General features: G+C 64.4%; 20 protein-coding genes and 1 pseudogene. 16 read left to right on the top strand and 5 right to left on the bottom strand.

What is annotated here, in order from left to right; genetic code table 11:
• Window positions 1-48 precede the first annotated feature (48 nt).
• Together RFM68_RS31660 and RFM68_RS31655 are read right to left on the bottom strand one after the other, a co-directional pair.
• Entirely contained in the window at window positions 49-645 is a 597-nt protein-coding gene (locus tag RFM68_RS31660) for an invasion associated locus B family protein (RefSeq protein ID WP_320236896.1), read from the bottom strand.
• Window positions 646-677: 32 nt separating this feature from the next.
• A complete protein-coding gene (locus RFM68_RS31655; RefSeq protein WP_320236895.1) occupies window positions 678-8,678 on the bottom strand; it encodes an autotransporter outer membrane beta-barrel domain-containing protein in 8,001 nt (2,666 codons plus the stop codon).
• 526 nt (window positions 8,679-9,204) lie between these two features.
• On the opposite strand from RFM68_RS31655, the gene RFM68_RS31650 reads away from it, so the two are divergent.
• The 8 genes and pseudogenes from RFM68_RS31650 (at window position 9,205) to RFM68_RS31615 (ending at window position 12,739) form a co-directional block, all read left to right on the top strand.
• Window positions 9,205-9,501, top strand: a complete 297-nt coding sequence (locus RFM68_RS31650; RefSeq protein WP_320236894.1) for a hypothetical protein — start codon at window positions 9,205-9,207, stop codon at window positions 9,499-9,501.
• 244 nt (window positions 9,502-9,745) lie between these two features.
• Window positions 9,746-10,213 carry an NUDIX hydrolase gene (locus RFM68_RS31645; protein WP_320236893.1) on the top strand — a complete coding sequence of 156 codons (468 nt, stop codon included), beginning with the start codon at window positions 9,746-9,748 and terminating at the stop codon, window positions 10,211-10,213.
• A gap of 129 nt (window positions 10,214-10,342) precedes the next feature.
• On the top strand, window positions 10,343-10,666 hold the full coding sequence (locus RFM68_RS31640) for an ArsR/SmtB family transcription factor (RefSeq protein ID WP_320236892.1): 324 nt from the start codon (window positions 10,343-10,345) through the stop codon (window positions 10,664-10,666).
• Window positions 10,663-11,069 (top strand): annotated as a pseudogene (locus RFM68_RS31635) (SRPBCC family protein). Before RFM68_RS31640 ends, RFM68_RS31635 begins: the two are co-directional and overlap by 4 nt.
• Window positions 11,070-11,147: 78 nt before the next feature.
• Window positions 11,148-11,540 (top strand): VOC family protein, encoded by a 393-nt coding sequence (locus RFM68_RS31630; protein WP_320236891.1) that lies wholly within the window; start codon window positions 11,148-11,150, stop codon window positions 11,538-11,540.
• Window positions 11,541-11,579: 39 nt separating this feature from the next.
• Window positions 11,580-11,813 carry a hypothetical protein gene (locus tag RFM68_RS31625; protein WP_320236890.1) on the top strand — a complete coding sequence of 78 codons (234 nt, stop codon included), beginning with the start codon at window positions 11,580-11,582 and terminating at the stop codon, window positions 11,811-11,813.
• On the top strand, window positions 11,813-12,259 hold the full coding sequence (locus tag RFM68_RS31620) for a DUF1801 domain-containing protein (protein ID WP_320236889.1): 447 nt from the start codon (window positions 11,813-11,815) through the stop codon (window positions 12,257-12,259). Before RFM68_RS31625 ends, RFM68_RS31620 begins: the two co-directional genes overlap by 1 nt.
• Before the next feature lie 81 nt (window positions 12,260-12,340).
• Window positions 12,341-12,739, top strand: a complete 399-nt coding sequence (locus tag RFM68_RS31615) for a DUF1801 domain-containing protein (RefSeq protein WP_320236888.1) — start codon at window positions 12,341-12,343, stop codon at window positions 12,737-12,739.
• 15 nt (window positions 12,740-12,754) lie between these two features.
• On the opposite strand, the gene RFM68_RS31610 is transcribed toward RFM68_RS31615, so the two are convergent.
• On the bottom strand, window positions 12,755-13,303 hold the full coding sequence (locus RFM68_RS31610; RefSeq protein ID WP_320236887.1) for a GNAT family N-acetyltransferase: 549 nt from the start codon (window positions 13,301-13,303) through the stop codon (window positions 12,755-12,757).
• 286 nt (window positions 13,304-13,589) lie between these two features.
• Between RFM68_RS31610 and RFM68_RS31605 the strand changes: the two genes are divergently transcribed.
• Entirely contained in the window at window positions 13,590-14,045 is a 456-nt protein-coding gene (locus RFM68_RS31605; RefSeq protein WP_320236886.1) for a DUF2214 family protein, read from the top strand.
• On the opposite strand, the gene nth is transcribed toward RFM68_RS31605, so the two are convergent.
• Window positions 14,042-14,851, bottom strand: coding sequence for an endonuclease III (gene nth, locus RFM68_RS31600; RefSeq protein ID WP_320236885.1), 810 nt, complete (start codon window positions 14,849-14,851; stop codon window positions 14,042-14,044). The genes RFM68_RS31605 and nth overlap by 4 nt on opposite strands.
• Window positions 14,852-14,874: 23 nt before the next feature.
• On the opposite strand from nth, the gene RFM68_RS31595 reads away from it, so the two are divergent.
• A complete protein-coding gene (locus RFM68_RS31595) occupies window positions 14,875-15,366 on the top strand; it encodes a DUF2244 domain-containing protein (RefSeq protein WP_320236884.1) in 492 nt (163 codons plus the stop codon).
• Window positions 15,367-15,651: 285 nt separating this feature from the next.
• On the opposite strand, the gene RFM68_RS31590 is transcribed toward RFM68_RS31595, so the two are convergent.
• A complete protein-coding gene (locus tag RFM68_RS31590) occupies window positions 15,652-16,467 on the bottom strand; it encodes a class I SAM-dependent methyltransferase (protein ID WP_320236883.1) in 816 nt (271 codons plus the stop codon).
• Window positions 16,468-16,582: 115 nt separating this feature from the next.
• Between RFM68_RS31590 and RFM68_RS31585 the strand changes: the two genes are divergently transcribed.
• The 6 genes from RFM68_RS31585 to RFM68_RS31560 all read left to right on the top strand — a co-directional run bounded on the left by RFM68_RS31585 (window position 16,583) and on the right by RFM68_RS31560 (window position 20,654).
• A complete protein-coding gene (locus RFM68_RS31585) occupies window positions 16,583-17,485 on the top strand; it encodes a methylated-DNA--[protein]-cysteine S-methyltransferase (RefSeq protein WP_320236882.1) in 903 nt (300 codons plus the stop codon).
• Between the two features lie 233 nt (window positions 17,486-17,718).
• Window positions 17,719-18,189 carry a hypothetical protein gene (locus RFM68_RS31580; protein WP_320236881.1) on the top strand — a complete coding sequence of 157 codons (471 nt, stop codon included), beginning with the start codon at window positions 17,719-17,721 and terminating at the stop codon, window positions 18,187-18,189.
• Window positions 18,190-18,214: 25 nt separating this feature from the next.
• Window positions 18,215-18,607, top strand: coding sequence for a PDZ domain-containing protein (locus RFM68_RS31575; protein WP_320236880.1), 393 nt, complete (start codon window positions 18,215-18,217; stop codon window positions 18,605-18,607).
• Window positions 18,574-19,116, top strand: a complete 543-nt coding sequence (locus tag RFM68_RS31570; protein WP_320236879.1) for a hypothetical protein — start codon at window positions 18,574-18,576, stop codon at window positions 19,114-19,116. Before RFM68_RS31575 ends, RFM68_RS31570 begins: the two co-directional genes overlap by 34 nt.
• Window positions 19,091-19,558, top strand: a complete 468-nt coding sequence (locus RFM68_RS31565) for a hypothetical protein (RefSeq protein ID WP_320236878.1) — start codon at window positions 19,091-19,093, stop codon at window positions 19,556-19,558. The genes RFM68_RS31570 and RFM68_RS31565 overlap by 26 nt, the downstream gene beginning before the upstream one ends.
• A 190-nt stretch (window positions 19,559-19,748) precedes the next feature.
• Entirely contained in the window at window positions 19,749-20,654 is a 906-nt protein-coding gene (locus RFM68_RS31560; protein WP_320236877.1) for a ribokinase, read from the top strand.
• The last annotated feature ends 3 nt before the right edge of the window (window positions 20,655-20,657 follow it).

Raw genomic sequence — 20,657 nt, 5'->3', positions numbered from 1 at the left:
TCTCCACAGGTACAACCGCCAACATACTGGCGGCCGGCCCGTCAAAACTCAATCCGCCGACAGGTCCGCCGTTCGGGCGAGCGCGCTGCCGAAGCCGTTGAGCGAGATGGTGAAGGAGACCGGCTGCGTCGTGTCGGCCGCTATAGCGTTGATCTTCAGCGTGGTTCCGTTCTGCAGCAGCGGCGTGGTATCCGCATCGAACGTCACCGGGACCAGGCAACCTACCGCCTGGCAGGTGTTGAACTGCAGCGCGCCGTCCAGCTTCTTGTCGTCGATCTCGAGCGAGATGCCGTTGGCCAATGCAAGCCCGAAGGGCAGCGCCATCGTGCCCGCGGCGTCCTGGCCGGTCTTGGTCGTCAATTCGATCGCCAGCAGCCGCTGGCCGCTCTGCTTGTTGAACTGCTGATGCGACAGGCTGCAGACCTTGTTGGTGCCGGTGACCTGGCAGTTGACCGTCCAGTCGCCATGCGTTTCGGAGAGCGCCGAGGCGCCGCCCGGCAGTTGCGGCTTGGCTGCCGCGTCGGCGGGCTGAGCGGCAGGCGCCACCTTGTCGCCCTTGTTCTGCGCGGCAAGTCCCGCCGCCGGCACACCGGCGAAGCAGGCGGCTGCCAGCATCGCCGCCAAATACGCGTACTTCGTCCTCATGATATCCCTTCTTGGCCGCCGCCCCGCGTCAGCTAGAAGCTGACCTTCAGGGACGCGCTGACCGCGTTCTGCTTGACCGTTTCCCCGAAGGCGCCGTTGTACCTGACCGCCAGGCCGACACCGTTGACGCCATTGAGCTCCAGCCCTGCGCCGACCCGATAGAGCGGCGAATCGATGGCTTCCGTCAAGTGCAATGCCGGGTTGCCGGGCAGATTCTCGGCGGCGGCGAAGCGCCCCTCGATCTCCCACTGCTTGGTGGAGAACTCGACACCGGCCTTTCCGTAGATGCGGAAACTGGCGATGTCGCTGACCGCAATGTCGGCGCCGACCTCGAGCGCCGGCGTCGCGGCATAGAACATGCTGCCGCTGCCGTCGAAATTGAAGGCGGCGACCGAGCCCTCCTCCTTGCCGGAGACATCGAGCCAGCGGGCATCGAACTGGATCGTCGGCTGCAGATAGAAAGCGCCCATCTGATGGGTCATGCCGACCCGTGCCGAACCGCCGAACTGGGAGGTATCCTGCTTGTAGGTGACGCTGTTGCCGATGCCGTCGAGCAGTTCCTCGGGCAAATAGACGCCGTCCAGCGTCTCGCCGGGAATGAAGGCGACCGGATCGATATGGGTGTCGCGCTCGCCCTTGAAGGAACCGGTGCCGCCGCCGAGCGCGAGGTCGACGAAGTAGTTGTTGTTCTCGTATTTCGCCAGCGCATAGGCCTGCCAGGATTCGCCTTGCGTGTCCGACAGCTGGTCGCCGTTGTAGGCGATCTTGGAATCGTATTCCGTGCGGCCGAAGGTGGCGCCGAGCGACCAACTGTGCCCGACCTCGCCGATGCCGCCGAACGACAACGTCTTCAATGTGTCATCGCGGCTGGTGGTGCCGGCGCCCGTATCCCTGCTGTATTCGGCTTGCGGGCTGATCGTGCCCCAGATGCAGCGGCCGTCGGTATTCTTGTAGGCCGGGACGCCGGTGCATTCATGCGCCTGGTCGAGCATGATGTCGGTGGAGCGGTTGATCATGTCGAAGGTGTGCACGGCATAGTGCGGGGTCAGCCTCGTCAGCGCGGCGCCCAGTTCCGCCTCGGTCTGCGAGAACCGCAGCATGTTGATCAGGCGCGCCATCGGATTGTCCGGGCTTGAGGCCGCCTCGACGTCGTCGAGATACTGAGCCATCTGGAACACGCCGGGATCGGTCGTGCCGGAGCCCGGATCCTGCGCAAGTTCGAGGAAGGTCTTGTTATCGGCGTAGAGCACCAGGTTGGTGCCGTTGTCGACCCGGACCAGGAAGTTGAAGCCGACCGCCGGATGCAACGTCTGCGGCGTCAGCCCGGAATCCGCCATCGCCGAGCCCGTCGCCAATGCGTATTGCGTAAACAGCTTGTCGATTGACAGGAAGTTGAGCGGCGCCGTGCCGTCGAAATCACCGGTCTCGGTCAGCACGAGCTTGTCGGTGATCTGGTTGTTGAGGTCGATATCGGTGACAAAAGAACCGGTATCGTCCTGGGCCCAGCCACCCGTGACGTCGATCGTCGCGACCACGCCGATGCCCTGATTGGTCATCAGGCCCTGGTTCTTGAACATCCCGCCGGCGCCGAGATTGATCGATTTCAGACCGACAAACGAGGAATCGGCGAAATTGTCGAATTCGTTGATGCCGCCGCCGAGATCGACATTGCCGATTACGCGGCCAAGGCCGACAACGCTCTTCTGGTTCTTGAACGTATCGTTGCCTGAGGTGCCGGTGACCGCGAGTGGGCTGAACTGGTCGAGCAGCGATTCGAGGATCGCATCGTCCGGCACGACCGGACCTGGCGCCAGCAGCGAGGCGCTGAAGGCCGCCAGTTTCGATTGCATGATCGAGAAGGTCGGCGTCGCGCCCATCGCGTAGAGCAGGCTGTTGTTGTTGACGGTGTTGTCCTGTCCGCCCACCAGCATCACGGCGACGCCGGTGTTGGAGCCCCCGATCGTATACTGGCCCTGCAGGTCCATGGTGACATTGCCCTTGGTTCCCTGCGCCGTGCTCTCGCCATAGGCCGCCACCGAATCGGCGCCCTGCGCGAAAAGATTTCCGCCCGCGGTCAGATGGACGAGGTTTGAGTTGCCCTGGCCGGTCGCGCTCTGGCCGAACATCGCATAAGAGCTCGCGCCCTTTACCCAGACCAGGCTGTCGGTGCTGGCCGTCGCCGCCGCTGCGTCGCCAATGCCGCCCTGCGAGCCGGCCGCCGACTGGTTCATGTCGAGCGAGGAATTGCCGCCCGCGCCGCCGCCGCCGCCGACCGCCTGGGCGACGATGCCGTGCGCGCGATCGCCATCGGTCTCGATCGCGCCCGACTGGATGATGGTGACCTTGCCGCCGGTGCCCTTGGTGCCGCCCGGCGTGTTGAAGCCGATGGCATTCGGCCCGCCGCCGTCGTCATCGGCGCCGAAGCGGCCGAAGCCCGCGCCGCCGAAGCCGCCGCCGCCGCCGACCGACTGCGCGATGATGGCGATGGAATCGACGCCATGCGTGATGATTTCGCCGGTGCGGGTCACCGTCACGTCGCCGCCGTCGCCGCCATTGCCGCCGAGGCCGCCGATGGCCAGCGCGTTGGAGGCCTTGCCGCTGGCGTCGCCGCCATAACCGCCGCCGCCGCCGATCGATTGCGCCACCACGCCATGGGCGCGAGCGCCGAACGTCTCGATCTTGCCGGAGACGTCGACCTCGACCTTGCCGCCATTGCCGCCGCTACCGCCGAAGCCGCCGATCTGCAGCGCCACCGAGCTGTCGCCGGCCGTGTCGGCCGTTACGGTTCCGCCGTAACCGCCGCCGCCGCCGATCGACTGCGCGAAGATGCCGATCGCACCGTCCTTGTTGGTGGTGATCACGCCGTCATTGTTGACGATGACATGGCCGCCATTGGCACCGTCACCGGCAGGCAGGGAAACCGCGCCGCCGATGCTCATGTCGGCCGTCGAGGCGCTGGCCGCCGCGCCCGAGGCGCCGCCGCCGCCGCCGACCGACTGCGCGAAGATGCCATGCGAGAGATAGCCGTAGGTCGTGATCTCGCCGTGATTGTCGACGGTGACGTCGCCGCCGCGGCTGCCCGAGCCGCCGATGCCGCCGATCGACAGGTTGACCGCCACGTCCTCGGCCTTGCCGGTTTCGGTCGAACCGCTGCCGGCCGCGCCGCCGCCGCCGCCGATCGACTGGGCGAAGATGCCGTAGGAATTGTCGCCGTTGGTGACGATGACGCCGCTCTGGTTGTTGATCACGTGGACGAATTTGCCGATGCCGCCACCGCCGCCGAGACCGCCGAGGGATGCCGCGATCGAGACCTTGGCGTCCGCGGACGTCGAGGCGGCCGCGCCGCCGACGCCGCCGCTGCCGCCGATCGACTGGGCCATGATGCCGTGCGAGTTGGCCATGTCGGTCTCGATGATGCTGCTGTTGGTGGCATGCACCTCGCCGCCGTCGCCGCCGCCGGCGCCCAGCCCGCCCATCGTGAACTTGACGTCGACCGTGCCGCCGTCGCTGCCGGTGCTCTTGCCGGCACCGCCCGAACCGCCGCCGCCGCCGATCGACTGCGCGAAGACGCCGATCGAGTTCTCCCGCTTGGTCCAGATGAAGCCATTGGCGTTGTTGGTGACTTCGACCAGGGCGCCGTTGCCGGCGCTGCCGCCTGCCCCTGCAATGCCGCCGCCGATCGCGTATTCCGCCGTGGCGCCGGCCGATGCCGAGCCGCCGACGCCACCGCCGCCGCCGATGGAACTGGCGCTGATGCCGAAGGAGAACGCGCCGTCGGTGATGATCCAGTTGTTGTTGGTGACGGAGACTTCGCCGCCATTGCCGGCCGTGCCGCCGGGAAGCGCGAGGGCCACGCCGATCGAAACGGTGGTCGCGCCGTCATCGCCGGCGCCGATATCGCCCCCGACATCCTCGTCCGAGGCCGATGCCGCGCCCGCCGCGCCGCCGCCGCCGCCGACCGACATCGCGATGATGCCGGACGAGCCGAAGCCCGATGTGTTGATGATGCCGGTGTTGTTGACCGTGACCTTCATGGCATTCGCGGCGCCGCCGCCCGAACCGCCGAGGCCCATATTGACGCTGACGCTGGTCTGGCTGGTGCCGCCGATGTTGTAGGACTTCGCCGTGCTGGAGCCGCCTATGCCGCCGCCGCCGCCGATCGATTGCGCCATGATGCCGGACGAGAAGGCGCCCGTCGTGGTCAGGTTGCCCGAGTTGATGACGTCGACCGTGTTGCCGAAGCCGCCTTGGCCGCCGCCGCCGCCCATCGCGAAGTTCGCCGCGATGTTGACGCCGTCGCCGCCACCGACATTGGCCGAGCCGCCGGTGCTGGTGCCGCCATTGCCGCCGCCGCCGCCGATCGACTGTGCCACGATGGCGCTGGAGGAATCGCCGTCCGTGGAGACCGTCATCGCATTGGTGACGTGAACGTCACCCGCGTTGTTGCACTTGGTCGGGTCGTTGCCGATGCACCCGCCGCCCTTGCCGCCGATATTGACCGACGCGGTGATCGTCACGCTGTTGCCGTAACCGCCGGCGCCGCCGAAGGTGTCGCCGCCATTGCCGCCGCCGCCGCCGATCGACTGCGCCAGGATGCCGACCGCCTGGAAGCCATGGGTGACGATCTGCCCGCCGCCGACGAGTCCCGATTCCACCGTGACCTTGTTACCCTGGCCGCCATTGCCGCCGCTGCCGCCGATGGCGACGCCAAGGTTGATCGCGACCTCGTCGCTGACCGCGCCAGCGATCGAGGTGGCGCGGCCGCCATTGCCGCCGCCGCCGCCGATCGATTGCGCCACGACACCGCCCGAGCCGGCATTGTCGGTGTCTGAAATGATCTTGCCGTTGGCCTTGAGAAAGACCTCGCCGCCCGAACCGCCGTCGCCGCCGCTGCCGCCGACGGTCACCGCCACGGCCGCCGATGCGTAGAGCCCGGCGCTGAAAGCGCCTGCGACGGCCTTGCCGCCATTGCCGCCACCCCCGCCGATGGCCTGCGCGATGATGCCCTTGGCGCCCATGCCGCTGACGGTGATGTCGCCGGTATGGTCGACCGTGACTTTCATCGCGTCGCGGCCCGCGCCGCCGTCGCCGCCAACGGCGACGCCGACACCGACAAAGGCGCCGACCGAGACCGCGCCCGCGCTGCCGCCATTGCCGCCGCCGCCGCCGACCGATTGCGCCATGATGCCGTGGGCGAGATCGCCCCTGGTCGTGATGTTGGCGGTGTTGGTGACCTCGACCTCGCCGCCATCGCCGCCGCCGCCGCCCTTGCCGCCGACGCCGACAGCGGTGAACAGTCCGCCGGCGCCCGCCAGGCCGCCGTCGCCGCCGCCACCGCCGATGGCCTGGGCCAGAATGCCGACCGACAGGTCCTCGTTGGTCTTGATCACGCCCGAATTGGTCACCGTGACCTTCATGGCGCTGCCGCCGTCCGAGGCCGCGCCGCCGACGGCGAGCGAAGGCCCGCCGACGGCGATCGAGAAGCCGCCCGAGCCGCCGCCGCCGCCGATCGACTGCGCCTGGATGCCATGCGACTGGATCCCATCCGTGGTGATGTCGGCGCCGTTGGTGACATCGACCGTGTTGCCATTGCCGCCGCCGGCGCCGTTGCCGGCAATGCCGACATTGAGCGAGAGGCTGCCGGCTATGCTGCCGCCGCCCGTGCCGCCGCCACCGCCCACCGACTGGGCGAGGATGCCCGTCGAATGGTCCTTCATCGTGTGGATTGTGCCATCGTCGATGCCGATCGTGACGGTGTTTGACGCACCCGCCGCGCCGCCCTTGCCGCCGACACCGACAGACGCCCCGGCTGCGAGGTTGAACGAGAAGCCGCCATTGCCGCCGCCGCCGCCGATCGACTGCACAATGAGGCCGGCCGAATCCACTTCATGCGTGGTGATGGTGGTGCTCGCGGAATGGTATTCGACGGCACCGGCGCCGCCGCCACCCGCGCCGTTCCCGCCGACGCCGACCGTGATGCCGGCGCTGAGACCGATCACGCCGCCGCCATTGCCGCCGCCGCCGCCGATCGACTGCACGATGATGCCGGCCGAGCGCTCGCCAAAGGTTTCGACCGATCCGTTATAGGTCGTGTGGACATCGACGCCCGCGCCCGCGGCGCCGGCACCGCCGCCGATGCCCACGGTTGCAGCTACCGCAAACGTTCCGGCGAACCCTCCATTACCGCCGCCACCGCCGATCGACTGGACGATCAGGCCCACCGAGTCCGCGCCATGCGTGATTATGGTTTGATTGCCCCCGTCAGGCGTCCGGAAAAACACCTGGCCGCCGTCGCCGCCTTTGCTGCCCGAGCCGCCGACACCAACGCTGGCGCCCAAACTGCCAGCTGCCGAGAATCCGCCATTGCCGCCACCGCCGCCGATCGATTGCGCGATGATGCCAGCTGAACGCTGCTGCTGGGTTTCGACTTTGCCGCCACTGGTGACATCGACTTTCTTGCCGACACCTCCGGCTGCGCCCTTTCCTCCGACGCCGACCGCGGCCAGGCCCGCGCCGCTGAGCGCGAATCCGCCGTTGCCGCCGCCACCGCCCACCGATTGAGCCAGAATGCCGATGGAATCGCTGCCGTTCGTGCTCACCGTCGCATTGGCGATATTGTAAGTGACCTCGCCGCCATCGCCGCCCGCCGCTCCGCTACCGCCGACGGCCACGGAAACGAAGGCTCCGGCTGCTATGCTTCCTCCACCGTTGCCGCCGCCACCGCCGACCGACTGGGCAAGGATGCCGATCGCCGAATTGCCCTTGGTGGAGACGCTTGCGCCGGCGCCTGCTTGGTTGACGTTCACGGAACCGCCATTGCCGCCGGTGCCGCCACCACCGCCTATGGCGACCGCTATGTTCGAAAGTGCTGCCGCCCCATAGCCGCCATTGCCGCCGCCGCCACCGACCGATTGCGCAAGCACACCATGAGCGCCATCGCCGCTGCCGTCGGCGCCTGTTGTGATCGTGCCGCCGACATTGGCGGTGACGGTGCCGCCGGTGCCGCCGCCACCGCCCGTGCCCCCGATCGAAACAATGCCGGCCGCACCGCCTCCGTCGCCGCCGCCACCGCCAACCGATTCCACCAGCATGCCGATGGCGCCGGTGCCGTTGGTCTCGATCTTGCCCTCATTCGTTCCTGTCGCCGAGCCGCCATTGTTGCCGGCTGCGCCCGCACCGCCGCCGCCGAACAGGCCGAATGCGCCGCCGCCTCCACCACCGCCGCCGCCGACCGACTGGACGACCATGCCGCTGGCGAAATCACCCCTGGTGATGATGCTGCCGGTGCTGGCATTGGTGCCCTCGGCCGTTCCTCCGATTGTCGCAGCGCCGCCATTGCCGCCTTCGGATATGATGCCGAGGCCGCCTTTGCCGTCGCCACCGTTGCCGCCGGCGGAGCGAACCAGCATGCCGTAGGAGAACGTCCCCGACGTGTCGATGGAACCGGCGTTGCTGGCGGAAGCGCTGCCGCCTGAGGCGCCGTTGCCGCCGTTGCCGCCGGCACCGATCGCTGCCGCGTCGAAATCGCCGCCTTGCCCGCCATTGCCACCACTCGCATCGGAATAGATGCCGTAAGACGAGTTGCCTGTGGTGGTGACCGAACTCGTGGCCGACGCGTTGGCGCTGGCCGTGCCGCCGGCACCGCCGTTGCCCGCGTCACCGGATTCTGCCGTCGTTGACGCCGCTGCGCCGCCGCCGTCGCCACCCCGGCCGCCTATGGCCGTCGCGACTATTCCGCTGTGATTGTCGCCGGTCGTGGAAAGGTCCGCATTGTTGGTGATGTCGACAGTGCCGCCGTGGCCGCCGTTTCCGCCTTCGCCGCCGTTGGTATGAATGGGAGTGCCGAAGCCGCCATATCCGCCATTGCCACCCTTGCCGCCATTGGCGGTTCCGACATAGGCCGACGCACCCACATTGAGCTGGTCCGCATTGTTGGTGTCGCTGACGACACCGCCATCGCCGCCGTTGGCGCCGTCATCGTCATAACCGCCAGGCCCGCGATTGGGCGCGTCGGATCCATTCTGATCGATCACCACTTGAGCCTGAGCGGAATGCAGGCCGGGGAGGCTGGCCAGGGCCGTCGCGCCGAGCAGAAATGTCAGACGGCCTGCGAAAACTGCAGCCCGGCCGATACTCAAGTTGAAATCGCCGGCTTCAGTTGGCGCCCTGGCCCCAGACCGACGATCCGCAATGAACGACGCGCATTGCGCGCGCCGGTTCGAAAACAACGCCATGCCCCACCCCCGTCGTGAACGCACTCAACCCCTTGAGTTCAGCGCCACGGCCCCCTTGCGGCTCGCAGGCCGCATTTACGCCATCCAAGTCGACACACCGTCCGGTTGCTGAGCGGTGCCTTTTTAAGGATATCCTAACTTTTTGGTTGTGGAAGCCAAAAACTTACGTAAGGGACACTGACCAAATCGAACGGCGTTTGCCAGTCGTCATATGACGACAATCGAGCGGCTTCCGTGAACGGCATCACGTTTCGCATTCGGCCATGGCGCCATCGAGCGGCCGCACTATATGGAGGAGATGGTTTTTCTTACGGGAGCCGACCGGATGTTTCGTCATGCCCTGACTGTTCTTGCGGGAGCCTTGCTGGCAGCCGCGATTTCTCAGGTTGCGCCATCTTACGCGCAGATCGTCATCCCGACGAACCGCAACGCATTGGTGCAGCAGAATGAGCTTCAGCAATTGCAGAACAGGTTGCAGCGGCAGCAATACCAGCAGCAGCAGCAATTGTATCGCGATCTCGACCAGCAGGCGGCACCCAAGCCCCGACCCGATGTGCCGGTTTATGACCAGACATGTCGAATGGAAGCGGTCGGCAACACGATTTCGCGTGTTTGCCGCTGACATTTCACTTTTTTCAGTTTATTAGCCGACTTACTTGCTGGCAAATGCCGGATTGCAAGGGCGGTGGTTCTAGAGCAATTCCAGGAAAAGTGTGACACGGTTTTCCGTCAGGAGTTGCGTCAAAAAAAAGATAGAGCGGTTCGCCGTTTCCGTGAAACGGTGAACCGCTCTAGGGTTTGCAGGGGACAGGTTTTGCCCGCGCGGATAGCGTATGGCAGGGACGCTGCTCTCACCGGAATTTGGGATGGCAACAACCAAGAAGAAAGCAGTTCGCCGGGCCAGGAAAGGGCAACGAATCCGCCAGGTGGCGGCCATTCCGTTTCGGTTGCGCGAAGACGGCGGCCTCGAAGTGCTGCTGGTCACCTCTCGCACCACGCGGCGTTTCATCGTGCCCAAGGGCTGGCCGATGAAGGGCAAGTCCGGGCGCAAGGCGGCAACGATCGAAGCCCAGGAGGAGGCAGGCGTTCTCGGCAAGACGCTGAAGCAGCCTGCCGGAACCTATTCCTATTGGAAACGCATGACCGACGGTTTCATTCGCGTCGACGTAGCGGTCTATCTGCTCGAGGTCACCGAGGAACTTGGCGACTGGCAGGAAGCCGCGAACCGGCAGCGCGCGTGGCTGCCGGCGGCAGACGCCGCCTTGCTCATCGACGAGCCGGAGCTTTCGACGCTACTCAGGGATTTGACCATTCCGGCAGCGGATCCCGCATAAGCACCTGTTCAGTGTCGCCGGGAAAGCCCGTACCGGCGTTGCGGTTCGACCGGCGCCCATTTGCTGCTTGACTCACATATATCCCAGTGGTTATACGTCAATCAATAGCCAATGGGTTATCGATCTGAGATGCCGGCCACGCACGATATGCTGTTCAGGACGCTTGCCGATCCGACCAGGCGCGCCATCTTCGAGCGTCTGTGCCGTCAGGGCGAGCAGACGGTCGGGGCCCTCACGGCGCAGGCCGGCGTATCGCAGCCGGCGGTGTCGAAGCATCTTGGCGTGCTCAAGGAGGCGGGACTGGTACGCGACCGTCATGAAGGGCGCCAGACCCATTACAGCGCGCAGCTCACGGCGCTCGCGCCGCTGATGGACTGGACGCGCGACATGGCGGGGTTTTGGGAAAGCCGGTTCGACGATCTGGAAAATCTGCTCAAAAGGATGGATCAATGAATGATGTGCCGGCCGGAACGCGCTCCGTCATTGTCGAGCGCGAGATACCTTTTCCGCCGGAAAAGATCTGGCGCGCGCTGACCCAACCGCATCTCATCGAGGAGTGGCTGATGAAGAACAACTTCAAGCCGGTCGTGGACCATCGTTTCAATCTGAGCGCGGACTGGGGAGGCGTCGACTGCCAGGTGCAGACGGTCGAGCCCAACAGGACCCTGTCTCATGGGACACCAAGGACCTGGAAAGCGTCGTCACCTGGACGCTCACCCCAACAGGGACGGGCACGCATCTGCGCATGGAGCAGGTCGGCTTCCGCACCGACCAGGAGCCGTACTACCGCGGCGCCACGGTGGGCTGGAAGCGCAACTTCACGGCCCTGGAGCAGTTGCTTTCGCGGATCGATTGAGATCCGCCAAAGCTTCAAAAGACAGACACGGTCCCGGCGGGGCGGCAAACCGCAGGCGTAAGCAATGGAGACATCGAAATGAAGATCAAGCTGACCAGCATCTATGTCGATGATCAGGAGAAGGCTCTTGGCTTCTATACCGAAGTTCTGGGTTTCACCAAGAAAGCGGATTTCACCAACGGGCCGTTCCGTTGGCTGACGGTCGCCTCGCCCGAGGATATCGACGGGACCGAACTGCAGCTGGCGCTCGACGACAACCCGGCGGCGAAGACTTATCAGCAGGCGATGTTCAAGCAGGGCCAGCCGGCGCTGATGCTTTTCAGCGATGACATCAAGGGCGACCACGAGCGCATCAAGGCCAATGGCGGCAGCTTTGCAATGGCGCCGACCGAGGTGACCGGCTCGACCATCGCGCAGCTCAACGATACCTGCGGCAATCTCATCCAGATCACCCAGCTGGCGCGCTGGTAACCAACTCGATCCGTCTCGTTATTTGCAAGGGAGGTAGCATTGAACTGGAGCAAGCGGATCAGGCAGCTTCACCGCTGGCTGTCGATCATCTTCACCGTCAGCGTTATTGCCAATTTCGCCGCCATGGCCATGGGCCCACCGCCCGCCTGGATCGTCTATTCGCCGTTGATCCCGCTTTTCCTGCTGCTCTTCAGCGGGCTCTATATGTTCGTGCTGCCCTATGCCCCCAGATGGCGCGGTGAGCCGGCGCGCGAGCGCATAGGATCGGCCTGATGGCGAAGGCGAAATCGAAGGTTGCCACCGGGTCCCCGGACGCGAAGCCCGTCCTGCTTTCTGGCGGCAACCCGCAGATAGCCAAGGGCTATGGCGATGCTCCCGTGCAGGCCTATATCGCGGCGATGCCGGGCTGGAAGAGCGAAGTCGGGCGCCGGCTCGACCAACTCATTATGCAGGCTGTGCCCGACGTGCGGAAAGCCGTCAAATGGAACTCTCCATTCTACGGGATGGAAGGCGAAGGCTGGTTTCTCGGCATCCACTGCTTCACCAAATACATCAAGGTGGCCTTCTTTCGCGGCATATCGCTCAAGCCGTTGCCGCCGGGCGAGTCCAAGAGCAAGGACACACGCTATTTCCACGTCCATGAGGACGACCGGCTCGACGAGGAGCAATTCACCTCCTGGGTGAGGCAGGCGAGCCAACTGCCTGGCGAACGGATGTAAGCGCACGAATGATCAAACGCCGTCTCCCTGAAAGGGCCACGGTGGCAATCTCTAATCCAGCTTCAAAAGGAGAACCCGGACATGCAAGAAAGCAGCGCGCAGGAAGGCAAGTCTCCGTCCGAGCTGATCGACGCAAGGATCAAGGAACTGGGCGACTGGCGCGGCGAGACGCTCGCCAGGCTTCGCGCCCTTATCAGGCAAGCCGCGCCGGAAGCCGTCGAGACATGGAAATGGCGCGGCGTGCCTGTCTGGGAGGATGCCGGCATGATCTGCACCGGCGAGACCTACAAGACCGTCGTCAAGCTGACCTTCGCCAGGGGCGCGGCACTGCCCGACCCGGCAAGGCTCTTCAACTCCAGCCTCGAAGGCAACACCAGGCGCGCCATCGACTTTCGCGAGGACGAGAAGATCAATGAGGAAGCGCTGAAGGCTCTGGTTCGCGCCGCCGTGGCCCTGAACAGGTCCAAAGCCAAACGCTGATCGACTGAGCCCCTTCTATCGGGCTGCGGCCTGACGCTCCAACAGGATCATCGGCTTGTCGTGATAGGTGGTGCGCAGGATTTCGCGATAGCCGTTCTTTTCGGCCACCTTGAGCGAAGCGACGTTTCCCGGATCGATGATGCAGACGGTTCTCGCCTGCCCGAACGTCTCGTCACTCCAGGCGACGATCCGCCCGACGACTTCACTCGCAAGCCCCTGGCCATGCGCCTCCGAGGCCAATGCCCAACCGGCTTCCGGCACGCCCTCAAGCGATGGCTGGATGTCTCGCTTCAGGTCGTGGAAACCGACCTCGCCGATGAAGCGCCCCGTCGCCTTGTCCTCGATCGCCCAGAACCCGTAGCCGATCAACGACCAAAGGCCGGCATGGCGAAGAAAGCGCATCCAGCTTTCCTCGCGGGTGCGCGGCTTGCCGCCGATGAAACGGGTGACGGCGGGGTCCGCCCACATGATGGCATAGGTCTCGAAATCGCCCAGCCGGTGCGGCCGCAGAATGGTGCGTCCCGTCTCGAGGATCGGTACTCCTGCTTCTTTTTCAATGCTCACGGCATTCCCCTCCATTGAGGCGGCAGCGCTTAGCAAACCGGCGCGTTCGAACAAGGGCCAGGACCAGCCGGAGTCATCCTCCAGCGCAGCGATTTCGACATCTGGGAATTTTGACCGACGATGCTACTCTTCGGACACACACGATTAAGCCACGTCGCGGCCGCCCAATGCATGTCGCCCAAAAGTGCGCAGCGGTTTTGGGATAACGACATGCATCAAAACAAAGACTTAAAGCGCGTCGCCTGAATCCGTTTCATCGCGACGCGCTTTAGCACAGGGAAAGAACATGGACACCACTGATCTCGTATTGGCCATATTCCATCACCTTCTGGTGTTCTCGCTCGCCGGCATCATCGGCGCCGAATTCGTGCTGGTGCGCGGCGATTTGGGAGCGGCGACGCTCAAACGCCTTGCCGGCATCGACCGCCACTACGGCATCATCGCCGCGCTGATCGTCGTCATCGGCATCGGGCGCGTCTTCTACGGGCTGAAAGGCTGGGAATTCTACGTCTACAACTGGGTGTTCTGGGCAAAGATGGTGGCCTTCATCATCGTCGGCCTGCTGTCGATCGTCCCGACCATGCGCTTCATCTCGTGGAACAGGCAGGCGAGCGGCAATCCCTCCTTCTCGGTGCCGGCGGCGGAACTGGCCTCGGTGAAGACCTATGTCCGCGCCGAGGGCTTCATCTTCCTGCTCATTCCGATCTTTGCCGCGGCCATGGCGCGCGGCTACGGTTATTAGGTTCCGACGGGAAACACCTCATCCAGCGGCGCGATCGGCACCAGCGGCGCCGGCACATCGGTGGTCTTTTCCTTGGACTTGCAGATATCGGCGATGACGCAGGCCGGGCAATCGGGCTTGCGCGCCTTGCAGACATAGCGGCCATGCAGGATCAGCCAGTGATGCGCATGGCGCATATATTCGGCCGGGATGACCTTGAGCAGCCCCTGTTCGACCTGTTCCGGCGTCTTGCCGGGCGCCAGTCCGATCCGGTTGCCGATGCGGAAAATATGCGTGTCGACCGCCATGGTGTGCTGGCCGAAGGCGACGTTGAGCACCACGTTGGCGGTCTTGCGCCCGACGCCCGGCAGCTTCACCAGTTCGTCGCGATCCTGTGGCACCTGGCCCCCATAGTCGTCGATCAGCGCTTTCGACAGCGCGATCACGTTCTTCGCCTTGTTGCGCCACAGGCCGACCGTGCGGATATGGTCGCCGACCTTGGCCTCTCCCAATGCCAGCATCCTGGCTGGCGTGTCGGCCGCAGCGAACAGCGCCTTCGTCGCCTTGTTGACGCCGGCATCGGTCGCTTGCGCCGACAGCACCACCGCGACCAGCAGGGTGAAGGCGTTGACGTAATGCAGTTCGCCTTTCGGCTCCGGCCGCTGCACGCAAAAGCGCCGGAATATCTCATGCACCTCGGCAGCGCTGTAAAGCGGCCGCGACACGGCTTTTCCCGGCCGCCGGCGGCCGGGTACCGGGCCACCGCCTGCAACGGCGGATCGAGGCTTTTTGGCAGCTAAGGATTTTTTGGACTTGGGAGGCGCCATATCCCCTCCTATAATATTCCCTTATGAGCGACACAAACGCCTCATTCGAAGCCGACGAGCCATTTTTCCAGGCCCTGCTGACGCCGCACCGCTCGCTGGGCCGCACCGGCTTCCTGATCCTGATGGGTGCGCTTGTGTTCGGCTGGATCGTCACCGGCGCCTTCTTCCTGTCGCACGGCGCCTGGCCGGTGTTCGGCTTCTTCGGCCTCGACGTGATCGCCGTCTACATCGCCTTCCGCGCCAATTACCGGGCGGCACGCGCCCGCGAGGAAATCTCGGTCTCGCGCACCAGCCTCGACATCCGCAAGACCGCGCCGTCCGGCCGTTCGGAAGCGCATCATTTCAATCCGTTCTGGGCGCGCTTTTCCATCGCCCGCCATGCCGAAATCGGCATCACCGGAATGGCGGTGGAAGCACCGGGGCAAAATGTGCCGATCGGGGCTTTCCTGGATCCCGACTCCCGCGAAAGCTTTGCTACAGCCTTTTCACGCGCGCTAAGGCAGGCAAAATCCTGACTTGAAGGATGATCCATCTTGCAATACACTTCCCAACAAAAAAAGGGAGGCAGAAGTGATTGATAAGTACACTAAATCGGTTCTTACCTTTATCGCTATTATGCTTTGCCTTATTTCCGGACAACTTTCGTTTCGAGACGCTGTCGCACAAGATCATAATTGCGGATGGTCGGCAGAAGAAGCATGTTTCGTGACCACTCAACCGGTTGACCGCAATCTGGGCGTAATACAAACTTGGCTGAGAATCCATGATCAGAAGTAGCTGATCATTGACAACGCCCTTGTTTAGAACCGGTAGCGCAGCAGCCTGCCGACCTTGCGCATCGCGGGGATAAGCTTCCAGAGACCAACGAACAAACGGGCGGACCAGCCCAGGCGCGCGCCTTGCTCCGGCTTGTAAGACGGGATCTCGCCGATGAAGCGAAGTTTAGGCACCGCCCGCTCCAATTCGCGCGGATCCTCTATGGCCCAATGGACTTCGGCGCCCGTCGCCTTGATCGCCGGATTGAGGCGCATCAGCTTCAGCCCGAAACGGCTATAGGCGTCGAACATCAACTCGCCGCCGGCAAGATGGGAGACAAGCCGCGCAAGCAGCAGCAGTCCCTCGTCGGCCGCCAGATACGGCGTCAGCCCTTCGGCCACCACGATTGCCGGGCGATTGCGCGGCACTTCAGCCAGCCAGGCCGGTTCCGTCACCGACGAAGCGATCGAATGATAACACTCCCTGGACGGATAGAGCCTGTGCCTGAGCCCGATGACCTCCGGGTAATCGACATCGAACCAGTCGACGCCTTGCGGCGGGTCGACACGAAATATCCGCGTGTCGAGCCCGCATCCCAGATGCAGCACGATCGCGTCCGGATATCTTGCAAGGAAATCCGCAACGCAAACGTCCAGTGTTTTCGCCCTGATTGCAAAACCCAGACCGAGATTGCCGTCGACCTTGAGCCTCGAGAAATCATAGTCGATCCTGCGCACCACCTCGTCGGCGAAGCGATCCTGGAGCAAGGAATGCGGCAGCCGGCTCTCCAGCGCCTTGCCGTAAAGCGACATCAGCAAGGTTTCCTTTGCCCCGATCAGATCAACCTTTTCACCTGCCATGACTGTCCTCTTCAGCCCGAAGCCGACTCTATCTGGGTACGGGCGGCAGGAAGGCAAGTTTCGGGTGGTGGCAAAGCTCTGGAAGAACGATATTCGTGGTCAAGGAGATATTGCCATGAACGCTCAGATGACCATGAATACGCGCATGAAACCGTCAGCGATCCTTCAGAACGACATCACGCCGGAAGGCAGCGACTACGAAGTAGTGCGCCGCGCCATCGAGAAGATCAGCCTCGACTATCGCGACCAACCCTCCCTCGAGGTCCTTGCCGAGGAAGTCGGCGAGACGCCGACCGGTCTGCAGAAGCTCTTCACCCGCTGGGCAGGGTTGTCACCCAAGGCTTTCCTGCAGGCAGTGACGCTCGACCATGCGCGCAGGCTGCTCGATTCCGGCATGCCGCTGCTGGAGACCTCGTTCGAGCTCGGCATGTCCGGCCCCGGCCGGCTGCACGACCTCTTCGTCACCCATGAGGCGATGTCGCCCGGCGACTACAAGACCCGAGGCGCCGGCCTGACCATCCGCTATGGCTACCACATCTCGCCTTTCGGCATCGCGCTGATCATGGTCACCGACCGAGGTCTCGCCGGCCTGGCCTTCTGTGACGCCGGCGGCGAACGGGCCGCCTTCGCCGACATGTCCGGCCGCTGGCCGAACGCGACTTACGTCGAGGACATGTCCGCCACCCAGTCATACGCCGCGCGGGTCTTCGACCCGACGCAGTGGCGCGCCGACCAGCCGCTGCGCGTGGTGATGATCGGCACCGATTTTCAGCTTCGCGTCTGGGAAGCGTTGCTGCGCATCCCGATGGGCAAGGCCTGCACCTATTCCTCGATAGCAGCCGGCATTGGCCACCCGACCGCCAGCCGCGCGGTGGGCGCGGCAGTCGGCGCCAACCCGATGTCCTTCGTGGTGCCCTGCCATCGCGCGCTGGGCAAGTCCGGTGCGCTCACCGGCTATCACTGGGGCCTGACGCGCAAGCGCGCGATCCTCGGCTGGGAGGCGGGTCAGGTGGCCTGAAACATCGATTTTTCGCATGCCATTGCGAAAAACCATGTATCGTAATATAAATCGGTATAGCTCAAATAAACAGATTGTTATATCGATGAAATGCAACCGGCGGCAACCTCTGGTTATCGCCGGTTTTCTTTGAAGTTGCTTTTCAATATTATTTCAGTTGACGCTAAATTAACAACGATAAAGGAAAGATGACCCTACGTTGAACCGCATTGTCCGGTTCGAAAGAGGTCTCAATGAAGTTCTTTCGCGCCGCCATGGCTGCGAGCTTGCTGGCCGCCTGCGCCGGCCCGACAGCATCGGCTGCCACCGGAAATGTGCTGTTCAACGGCACGATCACCGCGACCTGCACAATCACGATCAATTCCAACGGCACGATGACCGTCAGCAGCAATCTCCAGTCGCTAAGCTCGCACAATGGCGGCGGCTCGGCCGGCAGCGCTCAGGTCGACACCACCGGCGGCGTCGCGCTCAGCGTGGACCCGGTAACCACGACGACCGTGCCGGCCTCGGACACCACGGCGACGACATGGACCCCGACCTTCGCCACCTCAGGCGCCCAGACGATTGCCGAAACCGGCACCGCGACCGCGTTGACGGTGCCGGGCACATCGACGGTCGCCGTCAATCTTGCCGGGACCAAGAGCGGCACAAACCGCTTCTCCGCCGGCGACTACCAGGCAACGGTGACGCTGCGCTGCGAATAGCCCTCTCGCAAAAAAGGAGCGGTCCTTGAGAACGATTGCAATTCTGGCGGCGGGCGTCACTGCCGCGCTGTCTCCTGTCGCAGCGACGGGGCAGTCGATGACGCCGATGCGGGGCGAGGTGCGATCCTTCACGGATGCGTTCGCCGTTCGCGTCTTCCCAGGCAACCCGTACAACCAGCGCATACGCGTCGAGGTTCATGTCTATGACCAGGATTTCCAGCCGGTCGACGCCAAGATCACGCCGAGCGCCTTCCTTCTGGCTGGCCAGGCGTCGCGCCCTGTTCTGGTGGTCGTCCCGTTCGACGGCGCGAACGAGCGTAAAGTGCGTATCTGTACCGAGAGTATCCCCTTTCCAAGCGAGCAGACCCAGATAAGGGCACAGATATGCGGAAAGTTCTTCGGGCATCGCAGGTTCTGACCTTATCCTTGCTGCCCGCCCTGGCTGTCGCAAGTCAGGGGTTTGCCGAGGATATCCTGAACCTGAACCAGAACCAGACGGGTTTCAGCTTGCCCGGCGTCAGCCTGCCTCAGGGCCAGGACGAAGTTCACGCCAGCGACGGCACGACCTGCCGCTCAGCCGTTTCCGGCAGCGGCGCCTATCTCGACCTCGGTATCATCCGGGGCAACAACTCGAGCAACCAGGCCAATAGCGACATCGCCACATACGGCCGCGTGGTGATCCCGATCGGGCGGACGCCGAAACGCATCGATTGCAGCCGCCTCTACGAGCTGGAAGTCGAGCGCCTGCAGCTTGAATTGAAGCTCCTCAAAATGGGCCTCGGCGCCGATGGCCAGACAACGGGGAGCACGACGAGCACCGCTGCCACGGCTCCCGCGGCTCGCTCGGCAACATCGGCGGGATGGGCGAACGAAGGCTGGAGCATCAGAGGCACGACCGGCAATGAAAAGAAAAAGAAGAGGAAATAGCCGCGCGCTGCTTGGCATGGCAGCGCTTGCCGGCTTCTGTCTCCCGGCGCAGGCGGCGATCATCGGCACCTGCACGATCATGATCGGCGCATCGGGAACGATGAAATCGAATCCCGCCATCAACATCTTCGGCTCCAACCAGGCGGGCGGGTCGAGCGCCGGCGCCACCATCACCGCAAGCTCGCTTTTGTGCACGATCCTCAACCTGCTGGACTGCTACTCCGTCTCCGCGCCGGCGCCGATCGCCTTCACGTCGGCTCCAAGCGGCGGCGACGCCAATGTCACCTTCGCCTCCGTCTTCCGGCTCGACGGCTCGGGGCTGGATATTCCAGGCAGTTCGCCGCAGCGGGTGACCAACGGCACCCACACCATCCAGGTTGATCTGACCGCCACGAAGTCGCCCGGCAATTATCAGGGCTTGGTCACGGTCCGCTGCGAATGATGCTGTGGGCCAAAGGCTCGCGCAACCGACATGATCTGGCAACCGGCGGTCTTTGCGGCTAGCTTCGCGCCAGCCTGCAATTCCAGGAAATGCGCTTTACGTTATTTTCGCCTGGAATTGCGCAAAAGCAGATTCTTGGAGCAGGTTCGCCTTTCAACGCAGGCTGGCCCGCTTCAGCGGGAGGCACTTTTTGATTATCGTTGTCGGTTCGATCAACCTCGACCTCATCGCCAATGTCGACCGCTTGCCGGAACCCGGCGAGACCGTCCGCGGCTCCAGCTTCGCCACCGCGCCCGGCGGTAAGGGCGCCAACCAGGCGCTGGCCGCGGCGCGCGCCGGCGCCCAAGTGCGCATGGTGGGCGCGGTCGGCAAGGATAGTTTCGCCGCCGAGGCGCTCGCGCTTCTCAAGGCCGGCAATGTCGATCTCTCCGGTGTCGGCCAGAGCTTCGCCTCCACTGGCACGGCGTTGATCCTGGTCGGTGCCGACGGCGAAAACGTCATTGCCGTCGTGCCGGGCGCCAACGACTCGGTCGTTCCGGGCGATGTTGCCAAGGCCTTCCTGAAAAAGGGCGATGTCGTGCTCTTGCAGCACGAGATCCCGCTGCAGACGGTCGAGGCCACGCTTGACGCGGCGCGCGCGGCGGGCGCCATCAGCGTGCTCAACACCGCTCCCTTCCGGGCCGAAGCCGCAGGCTTCCTCGGCAGGGCCGACTATGCCGTCGCCAACGAAACCGAGTTCGATCTCTATGGCGAGGCCCTGGCGCTTTCCGGACGCGACCGCCCCGCCCGCATGCGCGACTATGCCGGCAAGACAGGCCGCGCCATCGTCGTCACGCTGGGTGGCGATGGCGTGCTCGCCGCCACGCCGGACGATTTCCTCATCATTCCGGCGCTGAAGATCACGCCGGTCGACACGGTCGGCGCCGGCGACACGTTCTGCGGCTATTTCGGCGCCGGCCTGTCGTCCGGCCTGTCGCTTAAGCAAGCACTCACCCGCGCCGCCGTGGCCGGCTCGCTCGCCTGCCTGAAGCCCGGCGCGCAGCCGGCCATTCCGTTGGCAAAGGACGTCGACGCTGCCTTGGCGGCGGCGCGGTAGCGG

The sequence above is a fragment of the Mesorhizobium montanum genome (assembly GCF_033977145.1).
Lineage (GTDB): Bacteria > Pseudomonadota > Alphaproteobacteria > Rhizobiales > Rhizobiaceae > Mesorhizobium > Mesorhizobium montanum.
This window is presented reverse-complemented; position numbering and strand designations above follow the sequence as displayed.